This is a genomic window from Fictibacillus sp. UD, from assembly GCF_043558025.1.
GTDB lineage: Bacteria > Bacillota > Bacilli > Bacillales > Fictibacillaceae > Fictibacillus.
The window spans coordinates 99,509-112,962 of record NZ_JARUHH010000005.1; the positions used below are offsets into that span (position 1 = coordinate 99,509).

General features: G+C 39.2%; 15 protein-coding genes and 1 riboswitch. Of the genes, 7 read left to right on the forward strand and 8 right to left on the reverse strand.

All coding sequences use genetic code 11. From position 1 onward, the window contains the following. Positions 1 to 162: 162 nt before the first annotated feature. Entirely contained in the window at positions 163 to 1,107 is a 945-nt protein-coding gene (locus tag P8610_RS10300; RefSeq protein WP_394604314.1) for a transporter substrate-binding domain-containing protein, read from the forward strand. Between the two features lie 22 nt (positions 1,108 to 1,129). Here the strand turns inward: P8610_RS10300 and P8610_RS10305 are convergent, their stop codons facing one another. After that, a complete protein-coding gene (locus tag P8610_RS10305; protein ID WP_394604315.1) occupies positions 1,130 to 2,248 on the reverse strand; it encodes an MGDG synthase family glycosyltransferase in 1,119 nt (372 codons plus the stop codon). A gap of 127 nt (positions 2,249 to 2,375) precedes the next feature. Further along, positions 2,376 to 2,555, forward strand: a riboswitch (cobalamin riboswitch). Between the two features lie 181 nt (positions 2,556 to 2,736). On the opposite strand from P8610_RS10305, the gene P8610_RS10310 reads away from it, so the two are divergent. Both P8610_RS10310 and P8610_RS10315 read left to right on the forward strand, forming a co-directional pair. Then, positions 2,737 to 3,213, forward strand: coding sequence for an acyl-CoA thioesterase (locus P8610_RS10310; protein ID WP_394604316.1), 477 nt, complete (start codon positions 2,737 to 2,739; stop codon positions 3,211 to 3,213). Between the two features lie 31 nt (positions 3,214 to 3,244). Further along, a complete protein-coding gene (locus tag P8610_RS10315) occupies positions 3,245 to 3,610 on the forward strand; it encodes a YbaN family protein (protein ID WP_394604317.1) in 366 nt (121 codons plus the stop codon). Between the two features lie 301 nt (positions 3,611 to 3,911). Here the strand turns inward: P8610_RS10315 and P8610_RS10320 are convergent, their stop codons facing one another. Beyond that, the gene (locus P8610_RS10320; RefSeq protein ID WP_289497271.1) at positions 3,912 to 4,583 is read right to left on the reverse strand and encodes a peroxiredoxin; all 672 of its coding nucleotides are present in this window, start codon (positions 4,581 to 4,583) and stop codon (positions 3,912 to 3,914) included. Between the two features lie 12 nt (positions 4,584 to 4,595). Then, on the reverse strand, positions 4,596 to 5,345 hold the full coding sequence (locus tag P8610_RS10325; protein WP_394604318.1) for a ferritin-like domain-containing protein: 750 nt from the start codon (positions 5,343 to 5,345) through the stop codon (positions 4,596 to 4,598). Between the two features lie 216 nt (positions 5,346 to 5,561). Between P8610_RS10325 and P8610_RS10330 the strand changes: the two genes are divergently transcribed. Together P8610_RS10330 and P8610_RS10335 are read left to right on the forward strand one after the other, a co-directional pair. Further along, entirely contained in the window at positions 5,562 to 5,999 is a 438-nt protein-coding gene (locus P8610_RS10330) for a LytTR family DNA-binding domain-containing protein (protein WP_289497269.1), read from the forward strand. Between the two features lie 12 nt (positions 6,000 to 6,011). Beyond that, positions 6,012 to 6,455, forward strand: coding sequence for a hypothetical protein (locus P8610_RS10335; protein WP_394604319.1), 444 nt, complete (start codon positions 6,012 to 6,014; stop codon positions 6,453 to 6,455). Positions 6,456 to 6,511: 56 nt separating this feature from the next. Here P8610_RS10335 and P8610_RS10340 read toward each other — a convergent pair whose 3' ends face one another. From P8610_RS10340 to P8610_RS10360, 5 genes are all read right to left on the reverse strand, one after another. After that, positions 6,512 to 8,005 carry a sodium:solute symporter family protein gene (locus P8610_RS10340; protein WP_394604320.1) on the reverse strand — a complete coding sequence of 498 codons (1,494 nt, stop codon included), beginning with the start codon at positions 8,003 to 8,005 and terminating at the stop codon, positions 6,512 to 6,514. Beyond that, positions 8,006 to 8,209: a DUF3311 domain-containing protein gene (locus P8610_RS10345; RefSeq protein ID WP_289497711.1), complete on the reverse strand. Its 204-nt coding sequence runs from the start codon at positions 8,207 to 8,209 to the stop codon at positions 8,006 to 8,008. 184 nt (positions 8,210 to 8,393) lie between these two features. Continuing rightward, positions 8,394 to 8,825, reverse strand: coding sequence for a hypothetical protein (locus P8610_RS10350; protein ID WP_394604321.1), 432 nt, complete (start codon positions 8,823 to 8,825; stop codon positions 8,394 to 8,396). A gap of 312 nt (positions 8,826 to 9,137) precedes the next feature. Then, positions 9,138 to 9,581, reverse strand: a complete 444-nt coding sequence (locus P8610_RS10355) for a hypothetical protein (RefSeq protein ID WP_394604322.1) — start codon at positions 9,579 to 9,581, stop codon at positions 9,138 to 9,140. A gap of 11 nt (positions 9,582 to 9,592) precedes the next feature. Continuing rightward, on the reverse strand, positions 9,593 to 9,940 hold the full coding sequence (locus tag P8610_RS10360; protein WP_394604323.1) for an ASCH domain-containing protein: 348 nt from the start codon (positions 9,938 to 9,940) through the stop codon (positions 9,593 to 9,595). Between the two features lie 166 nt (positions 9,941 to 10,106). Between P8610_RS10360 and recQ the strand changes: the two genes are divergently transcribed. Then, positions 10,107 to 12,257, forward strand: a complete 2,151-nt coding sequence (gene recQ / locus P8610_RS10365; RefSeq protein ID WP_394604324.1) for a DNA helicase RecQ — start codon at positions 10,107 to 10,109, stop codon at positions 12,255 to 12,257. Continuing rightward, the gene (locus tag P8610_RS10370; protein WP_394604325.1) at positions 12,257 to 13,453 is read left to right on the forward strand and encodes a class I SAM-dependent rRNA methyltransferase; all 1,197 of its coding nucleotides are present in this window, start codon (positions 12,257 to 12,259) and stop codon (positions 13,451 to 13,453) included. The genes recQ and P8610_RS10370 overlap by 1 nt, the downstream gene beginning before the upstream one ends. The last annotated feature ends 1 nt before the right edge of the window (position 13,454 follow it).

The following is a 13,454-nucleotide window of genomic DNA, read 5'->3' on the forward strand; positions in this document are numbered from 1 at the left end:
AGTTAGAGAATATACCTAAGCATAACGTGAACTAGTTGGCGTAAAACATAAGCAATTATGCGTAAAACTAAAGACTTATTTTAAGAATATTCAGAATAAATCATTGAATCTTACATACAAGCCACCTATACTAATGAATAACATTTTATAGGAGGGTGTTATATGAGAGGAAATTGGATTAAAATCGCATTTTTCTGCTTGTTAGGAATCCTCGTGGTTGCAGGGTTGAATTTTAATCTTGCTGGAGCACATAAGGAAGGAACGATTAACTGGAACGGTAAAAATTTATCAACCGTTGAAATGAATGGTAAGAATTATGTTTCTGTCGAACAGGCTGCTGAAGCATCTGGTTATAAAAAAGGTGTAAAATTAAACAAATTCTATATGCAATCTAGGCTTGATTACATTCGAAAAAAAGGAATAATCAGGGTAGGTACGACAGGAGATTATAAACCTTTTACATACTACAACGAGGAAACAAAACAGTATGAAGGGTATGACATCGAAGCAGCTAAGTTAATGGCAAAAGAACTTGGTGTAGATATTAAATTTGTTAGAACGTCATGGCCAACACTAATGAGTGATTTATTGGATAACAAATTTGACATTGCTGTTGGCGGGATTAGCCGGAATACAGAACGACAAAAAGATGCACACTTTACTCAACCGTATTTGAATGATGGTAAAGCTCCATTAATTCGAAAAGAAGATCAGGAACGTTTTAAAAGTTTAGAAGATATTGATCGTCCAGATGTAACGATTGGTGTGAATCCAGGAGGAACAAATCAGAAGTTTGTTGATGCTCACATTAAACAAGCTAAAGTAGTTGTCATAAATAATAATCTCGATATTCCGCCAATGGTCGCTAGAGGTGAAGTAGACGTCATGATTACAGATAGTGTAGAAGCTATTTATTATGCGGGGAAAGATTCGAGACTTTATGCTGCTCTTACTGATAATACCTTCACTAAAAGTCAAAAAGGTTATTTAATGCACCAAAACGATGCAGTTTTCCAAAACTGGGTTAACTTATGGATGGATGAGATGGAGCTTCAGGGAGAATTTGACCGTTTAAAATCTGAGTGGATATATGGTCAACAAGAATAGTGAGATCAAAAACTCAAAGCTACTATGCTTTGAGTTTTTGATAGCCTTGTAAAGCGTGATGAACAATTTTTTGAGAAGAATATGGCTGGTGAATACACTTTAGAGCAGATTTCATGTCCGCTAGCAGTTGTTTGTTATGTACCAACCTTTTTACGCAATGAGCAATCTCATCTGTTGATTCTGCAATTAGTGCAGCTCCATGTGATTGGAAATGTTTTGCATTTTCACTTTCCTGGCCTGGCACTGGCTTATATAAGATAAGGGGCAGGTTAAGGGCTGCAGCTTCTGTTATGGTGATACCACCTGGTTTTGTAATCAAACAATGGGACAGTTTTAAGATTTCATGAAGCTTTTCTACATATCCAAACAATCGGAAAGTTTCGGGATATTGAACTGCGGTTGGCAAGAGTTTTTCATATAAATCATTATTCTTACCGCAAATCACTATGATTGTTAGGGAAGGATCCTGAAGCAAACGCTCAGCCAATTGCTTTACATTCTTAAGGACACCCTGTGCGCCAGCAAGAATGGTAACTACATGGCTGCTGTGAGAGACTTCATATTTATTTAAGATCACTTCTTTATTTATAAATTGGTAGAAACCTGACCGAATTGGAATGCCGCTTACAGTAATTTTATTTTCATCCACATGATGTTTCATTAAACCCTGTTTAACCGAATCAGACGCCACAAAATAATGGTCGATAGAAGGATTAATCCAAAAAGGATGAGCGAAATAATCCGTAATTACGGTATAGATCGGAATGTTATAACGTGATTTTTTTAGTAAAAAAGGAGCAGCATGAAGCGGGAAAGTAGTTATGACGAAACGAGGATGATGTTTCTCGATCAGTTCAATGAAACGCTTGCGGCCTAAGTAACGGGAAAACTGGGTAATCGTCGTTGCGTTCAGCTTGTTCGTTCCATAATAGAACCATTTATAAAAAGAAGAGCCATGAGAGAAGCTTTTGATAAAAAGAGACTGTGTAATCTGAGCCATGATTGGATGAGCCTCTCCGAATAAATCTGAAATGATAGGTTCGTACCCTTTACTCTTAAGCTCTTCGGAGAGAACATTTGCGACCTGAACATGCCCGCTTCCATAGTTTGCGGTTAGAATTAATGCAGTTGGACGTATCAATCAGAAAACCTCCCCATTCTTTTGAAATAAGAATAACAGGGGTTTTTAAACGCAATATGAAGGAGATAAGAATGTTTTGTAAAAAGTAAAAATGATTAATGATACAATAAGGGAGATTCATAATTCAATAAGATCCAGTAATCATGGTGTCTGTTGCAGACTTAATAGGGAATCTGGTGAGAATCCAGAGCTGTTCCCGCAACTGTAAGTGCTGACGAAATAAGCAAATCCACTGTTTAACGATGGGAAGGGCTTAGAGTAGGCATAAGGCACGAGTCAGGAGACCTGCCGTGATTATGTCGTTGATCTTCTTCGGGAGTTGGGAAGATAAGACGTAGGGTATTTTAATAGATTTGTTTTGTGGTCTGTTTATTATGCTGCGTGTTAATCCATCCTTTGTGATGGATTTTTATTTGCGTCTAATCTGTTTTTAAACCAACTCCCTCTACTAAACTAGGAGTGTTCAAACTCCAGAAAAGAGGTATGGTATGGAACAGCAGTTGTCAGCAAACGTTTCACGAACAATTCAAACAAAGTTGGTTTTACCCCCTGATACCAATCACATGGGAACGATCTTTGGCGGTACCGTTTTATCATACATTGATGAAATTGCAGCCATAACAGCAATGAAGCATAGCAAGAAAGTGGTTGTAACAGCATCCATTGATAATGTAAACTTTTTATCGTCAGCTAAAGTCGGCGACATCCTCATTTTAGAGGGAGTTGTGATCTCAACGGGAAGAACTTCAATGGAAGTCTACGTAAAAGTAGAGTGCCAGAATTTAGAGACGGGAAACAGAACGTTAAACACAACGTCTATCTTAACAATGGTAGCAATCAATCAAGATGGAAAGCCATCGCCCGTACCAAGCGTGATACCAGAAACAGAAGAAGAGGCTGCTTTTTTTGTCAGTGCTCCATTAAGAAAGGAGCGGCGTCTGTTGTATAAAAACGCAAACGCCTAACAAGAAACGCCTGAAGAGAGGGAGAATTCCAATGAAAGTGAAGAATATTATATTTGTGATATTGGGATTCTTTTTCCTTAGTTTAGGAATGGTAGGGATTGTATTGCCATTGATTCCAACAACGCCATTTCTGCTTCTGGCATCGTATTTCTTTGTAAAGGGGTCTAAGAAATTTGAAGTGTGGTTTAAAGGCACCACTATATATAAACAGCACCTCGAGGAGTTTATCAAGGAACGCTCTTTGACGCTCAGAAAAAAGATTATGATTAACCTGTTCGCAGACTCCATGATTGCGATTGCCTTTATAATGGCTGAGAGTACCATGATAAGAGTTATTTTGGTTCTTATTGTATTGTATAAGTACTATTATTTCATTTTTAAAATTAAAACGGCCTAAAGTTAATGAGTCTGACCCAAGAAGTGAACCATTTTCTGAGGCAGGCTCTTTTTTTGTGCAGAGGGCGGTGGCAGGTGTTGAAAGATGTAGTATGTGTGTTTTTGGAAAGGATGTTTTAAAAGGTTGTTTGTGATAGGTGGACAGCCAAAAATATATCCACGTTAATTTCAATAATTCCACATTAAAAGGAATATATCCACGTTAATTTCAATAATTCCACGTTAAATGAAATATATCCACGATAATAAACATAACCGATGAAGGCGGCTTAATTCCACCTTTATCGGTTATGATTTCAACCTTAAGATAATGGTTTTGAACATAGCCACCAATCGTAACACTGAATTTCTCCAGATTGCGCTTGATCGGCACGCTTTTTGGCTTCTTGAACGGTACTAGCCGGTGGTACAATTAAGCGGTCTCCGATAAGTTCATTTTTTGGCCAGTTTGCAGGTGTTGCAGCCTTATTGGCATCAGCAGTTTGCAAAGCTTTAACCGCTCGCAATATCTCATTAATGTTACGCCCGACATTCTCGGGATACGTAAGAATCATTCTAATTTTTCCTGTGGGGTCCACGATATAAACACTTCGAACCGTTCTTGTGCCCATCGTAGGATGAATCATCCCAAGTCTCATCGCCAATTTGCCTAGACTGTCCGCGATAATAGGAAAGGTGATCTCAACTTTTAAATTTTGCTGAATCCACTCGATCCACTTAAGGTGAGAGTACACCTGCTCTACAGATAAACCGATTAAGTATGTGTTGAGCTTATTAAATTCAGGCATAAGTTTTTGGAAGGCAACAAACTCTGTTGTACATACAGGGGTAAAGTCACCAGGATGGCTAAAGAGGACAAACCAATGACCTTGATAGCTTGTTGGGAGGACAAGTTCCCCAAGGGTGGTATGAACTGTCGTCTCCGGAAATTGATCTCCAATAAAAGGCTTTGTAAATGCTTGTGCAGAATCCATTTCGCTCCCTCCTTATCTTTGTTGGTTTCCCATCATCTTGCTCTTTTTTAGCAGCTGAGACTCTCCTGTTTTCTCCCACTCTTCAACTTGCTCGATGGCTTGCTCTGGTGTGAACCCTTGACCAACCAGGACACCAGATAAAATAAACTCCTGATATAAGTGAGTAAGGTTAATCCCTTCTTCCGTTTCTTTTAAAGCTCTTTTTACAAGAGGATCAATATAGGTCACCCATTGATCTGCGACACTCTGAGTTTGAGTCTCTGGTGCGCTAACTGTTTGAGGAAGACGGGATGAACTTGGCTGACTGTTAAAGGTATATAAGTAGTTGTACTTAGCACTGTGCTTAATTTCGTCTGTAATAATGTTGAACAGAATGTCTCGATAGTATTGATTAGGAAGTCCTTGCCTAATGACACGGTACTTTTCCACAGCTCGAAGTTCTCCAAAAAGTGCTCTAACAAGTCCATCTTTATACGATTTAGGTTTTTGAAACTCTTCACCATTGGCAGGTGGCACTTCTTGACCTGTGATATCTTTATAAATCATTTTGAAAAGCTTGTTATGTCTTTTCTCATCATCACGTATAGATGCAATAATTAATTTCTCTTCATTTGTCGGTGCTTGTGAAATTAAATACTCATAAAACAGCTGATCTTCTCTTTCTCCTGCAACAGCCTCTTTAATAAGCTGAAGAGATAGTTGCAGAGCCTGCTGCTGACTAGTGCCTTGCTGTTGCTGCTGTTCTGGATTCATATAGCTCATGTGTATACCCTCCAAAAAATAAAGTCGCCATAGTCTATGCAAATGCCCAACATTTGTTGTTTGTTCGATTGTTTTCATTTGCGGAAACAGCCTTGAAAATCGATTCATGCAACTTAGTAATAAGAAAACGCAGCTTAGTTCGGAAGAGATTTACTGGCGGAATTCGCTGACATATACTGAATCCACAAGGTAAAAATTAGCGGGGGAGGGTGGAGGATGAAGATTACCATCATAGAAAATGACGATGCACAAGAGCTTGAAATTGTCTTGAAATGTAAAGAGATGAACGAAGAAGTAATCAAAATTTTAACGTCACTTAGATCGTTTGAACGCAAAATAATGGGTTCCATAAATGAAAAAACCTATTTGCTTTCACCAGATGATATCTATTACTTTGAATCTGTAGATAAGAAAAATTTTGCTTATACGAAAGAGCGCGTATATGAAGTTTCGATGAGACTTTATCATGTAGAAGAAATGTTCGGTGATGGTCATCTTTTTAGGGCTACTAAATCGACTATCATAAACCTGGATAAAGTCAAAACCATTACACCTCGATTCGGGGGCAAGGTAGAAGTGATGCTTGAAAATGGAGAGAATATGATCGTATCCAGACAATATGTACCTAAGCTGAAAGAAAAATTAGGATTTTAGGAGGCGCTGAGTATGTGGAAAAAAGCAATGGAGTTTATGGTCGATTTTAAAATGATGATGAGTTTGTTCTTCTCAGCAGGGATCATTATATATGTGATTTTTGGTTTCATAATGGGAGTGAGGGAAATTCCTTTTGAACTTGTCGTGCAAATCTTTTTCTTAAGCATTCTTGTCACGGTGTTTCAGTATTTGTTTTGGAATGAGAAAAGTGCAATCAAGCTGTCTGGTGCTACTAAAGTATTTATTCAATATATATTGCTTGGCTTTGTTTTATTTGGCATGTCACAAATGTTTCATTGGTTTAGCGTAGGATCAGCGACTTTCTATAACATGCTGATTCTGTATCATGTCATCTATCTTGGCGCGATCTTTGGGTTTTCAATTTACTTTAAAGTACTTGGTATGAAATTTAATCAAAAGATACTTAGCTTTAGAGAAGAAAATCAAGGTAAGTAACGCTGAAAATAAGAAAGAGGATGACCGCAAAGGGCCATCCTCTTGCTCGTGCGTCTTTACGCAACTTTATCCACTTTTTCCGCTTTCTCATCAAAAAGATAATTCTTAACAGCGTTTGTTGATGACTTCGCTTTTTTTACAAACAGCGGGTTCAATACTGCAACAGCAGCAAAGTTAGCCATTAGTCCCCAGAAACCTTCATAGATTCCTAGAGAAGTTCCCGTTGAATAGACGGTAAACGTAACGGCTAGTCCAACGATCAAACCGATGATTGTAGCTTCTCTTGATTGATTTCTCCAAAACAAGCTGATCACGATTGCAGGGAAGATCTGTACCATACCGGATACGCCGAGCAACTGCAATGATACAAGAGCCTGCGGAAACACAAGACCAAATAATAAAGCTAGTCCAATAACAACGAAAACCATGCCGCGTGTAATCATCGTCAATTTTGCACCCTTTACTTTCGGGTTGATAAGATCACGGTAAATGTTGTTCGCAAAAAGGTTAGATGCACCGATTGCCATGATGGAACATGGAATGAGTGATGCAAGAGCAATCGTCGAATACGCTAAGCCTTGACCGATACCGCCATATGACGTTTGAATAAGTGCCAGCAATGCAAAACGCGGATCTGTACCGTCCGGCAAAACTAAGAATGCGATGAAACCAAGGAAAACAACAAGGATTAAAACGATATTATACAGAGGCAGAAACAGTGCATTTTTTCGAATAGCATCAGCACTTCTTGCCGTAAATACGCCTGTAGCTGCATGTGCCCACATAAAGAGAGCGAGTGATGAAACGAAAGCCGCTGTAATGAACCAAGGTATACCTTTTGGTCCTTCCGTAGGAATCGTTAAAAGCTGAGGAGCTTCAGTGACGATCTTATCAACCATAGGGTTCCAGCCGCCAAAGTGCATGATTGGTAATGATACAACCATAAACAGCATGATCGCCCAAACGAGAACATCTTTAATGATTGCTGTATAAGTCGGTCCTTTAATACCGCTGAAGAACGTATAAAGAGCAACGAGCAAAAACGAAGTGATCACGACCACTTTTACATTGATAAAACCTGTTCCAGCAACTTGCAGCGTATCTTGAATACCGCTCAGTTGCAGACAGATATATGGAATAAGCATAAGTACGCCGACAATGGCAATTAAAGAAGAAAGGAGCTTTGAATCAAACCGCTCACGTGCATAATCTGCTAATGTCGTAAGTTTATGTTCATTCGCCACTTTCCATAGTTTCGGAAGGAAAAAATACGAGATAAAGTAAGCAAGAACAGAATAGGGAATCGCAAAGAATGCGAGACTTCCCGCCGTATATGCAGTACTCGTTAATCCTAGAAATGTATAGGCTGTGTAAAGGTCAGCCCCGACAAGAAACCAGACAAGTAAACCACCAAAACGTCTTCCTCCGACAGACCATTCCTCAACAGAGCTGCGGGTAGCTTTGTCTCTGCCTGCAATAAATCCGATCAGAACGACGGTTAAGATGATAAACATTGTGATAGACAGTGCTGTAAGATTACCTTGCTGCATTTAGTCCAAGCCTCCTTGTGATTTCTGAAGTTGATAGATGCCAAAGGTGCATAAAGGAGTTAAAACGATCCATAAAAACAGCCAAAACTGAAGAAACGGAAGTCCTAGAACAATAGGATCAATTCGGTTAGCGAACGGTAAAACGACCAGCTGCGCGATAAATGGAGCAGTAATGAATAAAATCATTAATAATTTCTTCATGATGCACTTGTCCCTTCTCTGTGGTGTTTTTAGAAATATAATGTTCACAATCATAACAGCTTAGAATGGAGGGGACAAGAGGAATTATATAAATTTTTAAAATATTTAATATTATTTGATAATGAAAGGGTTTACAGAGTGGATTCAACGAAAAAAGCCCATTTTTATAAAATGAGCTTTGTTAAGATTACCAGTCTTTCCGCTGAAAATGTTTTCCTTCCATATGTTCAACACCATCAGGGGTGCTGAGTCCATTTTGCTTAATGTGAGAAGCATTTTTAACATAATAGTGATAATTCCATCCTTTTTCATTCTGAAATTCTACTAAAAAAATGTAGGGGTTATATTGTCGGCCAATGTTTTGAGTGATATTCCACTCTTCACCTGGGTATTGATTCGTTAAATAGTGAATGAGTTGTTCTTTTTTTATAGAAACCTGGTAGTTAATCCAGAGCGGTCGAATCATGAAAAATATAAGAACGAGGGTTGTAATGGTACTAGCTGTATATATTCCTATTTTTCTTTTAGTTTTGGGAATGAAAAAAGCAACAGCGAATACAGCACTAATAAAAAGTAGTGTAAAAGTGATTTCGATGACCGTAATAGGGTGCAAATTCATGCTTAGGTGCCTCCAATCCTGAAAACGAAGCTTATGACTCAATGTATTCTACAGAGGAGTGTGTTTTTCTTCTTTACTTACACTCAAATTCTTTGTCTGCAGGACATTAAAATAACCATTCCAGAAATATAGGCTGTGAATCCAGAAAAAAACAGGTTCAATCCACAAGTTTGAGGCTTTAATCCACAAATTTCAGGTCCCAATCCACAAATTTTTCAGACAGATTTTATTTGTCCATCTGGGAAGGAATCATCCTCTGCCAAACGACAAAAAAGCCGGCCCTCCATTAGGCCAGCTTCCAGAAAATCAATTTCACAACCACAAAAATGGCTTAACAACCATAAACCACAGCATGATCATCAATAGTGCGATATATATCCAAACGGCTCGCTGCAGCTTATCTGACAGCGCATTCTTATCCATCCCGGCATCATGAAACTTACGAAGAGTAGGTGAAAAAGCACGCGCCAAAAAGAACAGTGAGCAAAAAAGGATAATCAATGTTATGAGAATCCACGGTGTATCCCACGTCCACGGTCCCGATAGAACGAGAAATGCGCCTGATAAAACCAAAACGTGACCCGCATGCTTGGCGAGCCAAACGACAAAACGAAATGTGCCAAGGTGAGCGTTCATCTCATCACCTGCGGCTGTTCGCAGTTTTTTTATCAACGGAAATAGGATAAAAAACGGTCCGATTGAAATGATTACGCTTAAAATATGGATATATAATAAAACCCGATACAAAAAATCCATTGCGTTAAATATTAGCCTTTAACAGGACTGAATTCGTGAACCCAAACTTGCATATGCGGCAGCCAAGGCATGCCTGGGTGATACGAAAGAATAGCATTTTTATACGCTTCTACCGATTCAAATCCTTCATGCTGAGCGTGCTCATCTGTTAATTCACCAAGTGATTGACGGTATACATTGTTCACTATAAACTTATGACCTTGTAATTCCATAAGTTCACCAACATCTGCATATCTTCCGTTACGGCGTGTTGCAGTCTTCTTGCCTTCGATTACTTTTGCAACATCCTCAGGCATTGTTACAAGTCTTTCAATAGAACATGTTTTTGGCGGCAAATTGTTGTTTTCAAGATTTGTCATATGTAAAAACTCCTTTTCTATTTTCTCCATTTCCTAATGTATCACACTTCATGAATAAGTCTGTCTATTTTTTAGTGAAAGAAAACGGTAAGAAGTGTCTTTGCTATGTGGAGAGCGTACCTTTATAATCAAGAGATAACGAAACTTGAGGGAGGCCACAAACGTTTTGACACAGGTTTTAATAGAAAAAGCAAAACAATTGTTAGAGTTGCATTACGGCTATTCTTCTTTTCGGACAGGACAGGAACAAGCGATTCAATCGGTTCTTTCAAGTGAAGATACCCTATGTGTCATGCCGACAGGCGGAGGGAAGTCAATCTGCTACCAAATTCCTGCACTCGTTTTCGAAGGAACAACTATTGTAATTTCACCCTTAATCTCTTTAATGAAAGATCAAGTAGATACATTGCTTCAGTTAGATATTTCCGCAGCTTTTATCAACAGTTCGCTGACAGCCGCAGAAACGAGAGACACAATTGAGAAGGCGAAACGTGGAGAATATAAGCTCTTGTATATTGCGCCAGAACGGCTAGAGTCTTATGACTTTATGAATCACTTAAGACAGTTAGATATTCCTTTAGTAGCAGTAGATGAAGCTCACTGTATCTCGCAATGGGGACATGATTTTCGTCCAAGTTATCAGCGCATTCAGCGGATGATCGGAAATCTGCCGAACCGTCCAGTCGTCTTAGCATTAACGGCTACAGCAACACCTAGAGTTCGTCAGGATATTTGCTGGTCGCTTAATATTGATGAAAGCAAAACGGTATTAACAGGATTTGAACGCGAAAACCTTTCATTTTCTGTTATTAAGGGCCAAGACCGGCTTTCGTACTTAAAAGATTTTATTAAAAAGAACGAAAAAGAAGCGGGTATTATTTACGCCGCAACCCGAAAGACAGTAGACCAGCTCTATGAACAACTGAAAAAGAGTGGCATCAACGTTTCACGCTATCATGCAGGTATGATTGATCAAGAACGGATGGGCCAGCAAGAGCAGTTTCTCCAGGATGAATCGTCTGTTATGGTGGCAACCTCAGCGTTTGGAATGGGAATCGACAAATCGAACATTCGCTATGTGATTCACTTTCAGCTTCCGAAAAATATGGAAAGCTATTATCAAGAAGCAGGCCGTGCCGGGCGTGATGGATTACCGAGTGAGTGCATTCTGCTGTATTCTTCCCAAGATGTTCAAGTGCAGCGTTTCCTGATCGATCAGTCCAGTGAACAAGATCGAATGGCACAAGAGCTCGAAAAGCTTCAGCTTATGGTTGATTACTGCCATACGGAAAACTGTTTGCAGCAGTCTATCGTCCGATATTTTAGTGATGAAGAAATACCAGCGTGCGGTCGCTGCGGCAACTGTACGGATGCGCGTGAGAGTATTGATGTGACGCGAGAAGCTCAAATCGTGCTGTCATGTATCGTAAGGATGGGGCAGAAGAGATTCGGCAAAACATTGATTGCGCAGGTTTTAACGGGATCCAAAAATAAAAAAGTGCTAGATTTTCAATTTCATAAGCTTCCGACTTACGGGATGATGAAAGAAAAAAGCAGTAAAGAAGTAACGGATCTCATTGAGTTTTTCATTTCACAAGAGATCATTGCCGTTGAACATGGGACATTCCCGACTCTTTACATAAAAGAAAAGGGAAAAGAAATACTGATGGGCAAGGAACAAATTATGCGTAAAGAAGCGGTCATAACAAAACAAGTGGCTGTGGATGATCCGTTATTTGAAGAGCTGCGAAACGTTCGTAAGGCGATTGCTGAACAGGAGAATGTTCCGCCGTTCGTTATTTTTGCGGATACCGCTTTAAAAGATATGTGTGTGAAACTGCCTGAATCGAGAGCGGAGTTTTTAAATGTAACAGGTGTTGGACAAAGTAAGTTAGAGAAGTATGGCGAACGGTTTATCTCTGCGATCTCTGAATATTTGGCTGAGAATCCAGATCGAAAAGAAAGTGCGGATAAAAGCACTGTTGCGACGCTACCTGCCAAAAAGGCAACTACAGACTCTCATCTAGAAACATACACCTTTTATAAAGATGAAATGTCAGTAGAGGAAATCGCGGACCACCGTAAATTAGCTGTGAGTACGGTAGAAAATCACTTAGTGCAATGCATGCAAGAAGGGATGGACGTTCATATGGAACATTTGATTCCAGATGAATATGTCTCAGAAATTGAACAAGCCGTGGAGCAAGCTGGCGGAGAAAAGCTAAAGCCAATAAAAGAATTACTTCCTGAAGAGGTAAGTTACTTTATGATTAAAGTGTACTTGCTGCAAAACGAAATGAAGAAACGGGTGACATGATGAAGAAGAACGTCCGATTAAAAGTAAAACCTTCCTATGTAAAGGGTCTTAAAACTGGCTATCCACTGATTACAGAGGATGCTGTACAAAATATTAGCAGCGTAAAAGAAGAAGGAACAATTATAGAACTTTTTGATGAAAAGAATGCCTTCCTTGGAAAAGGATATTACGGCAAGCAAAATAAAGGCCGAGGGTGGGTTCTCACACAAAACTCACAAGAACTGATTGATCAGAGCTTTTTTGAAAAGAAGCTGAAAAAAGCAATAGATAACCGACAAGACCTTTTCAACAATTATGAAACGACTGCTTTTCGTGTATTTAACGGTGAGGGAGACGGAATCGGCGGACTGACGATCGATCACTACAACGGTTTCTATGTTCTAACTTGGTACAGTGAAGGCATCTATACATTTAAAGATGAAGTCGTTGCCTCTCTTAAAGAACTTGTAAAAGTAAAGGGCATTTACGAGAAGAAACGTTTTGCGGTAAAAGGAAAATATATTGAGGACGACGATTTTGTTGAAGGTGAACGAGCACCAAGCCCGTTAATCGTACGTGAAAATAACATCCACTTTGCGGTTTACCTAAATGAAGGTGCAATGGTTGGAGTTTTCCTGGATCAGCGTGATGTGCGAAAGACGATTCGTGATCAGTACGCAAAAGGAAAAACGGTTTTAAATACATTCTCTTATACTGGTGCTTTTTCTGTTGCTGCTGCACTCGGCGGTGCTGTTAAAACGACAAGCGTAGATCTTGCCAACAGGAGCCGCAGCAAAACGCAGGAACAATTCAGCGTAAATGGTCTGAATTATGAGGATCACGATATTATTGTAGAAGACGTGTTTAACTATTTTAAATATGCCGTTCGAAAGCAGTTATCTTTTGATCTTGTTATCCTTGATCCCCCTAGCTTTGCCCGTTCTAAAAAACATACGTTCAGTGCAGGAAAGGATTATCCAGAGCTGTTGGCGCAAGCGATTCAGATTACAGAGGATAACGGTGTAATTGTTGCATCTTCTAACTGTGCTACGTTTGGTATGAAAAGATTTAAAGAAATGATCTCTGCAGCTTTTAAGCAAACAGAGGGTAATTATAAAATTTTAGAAGAATTCAAGCTTCCGCAAGACTTTAAAACGCATAAAGAGTTCAAAGAAGGAAACTACTTAAAAGTTGTGTTCATACAAAAATTAAGTTAAC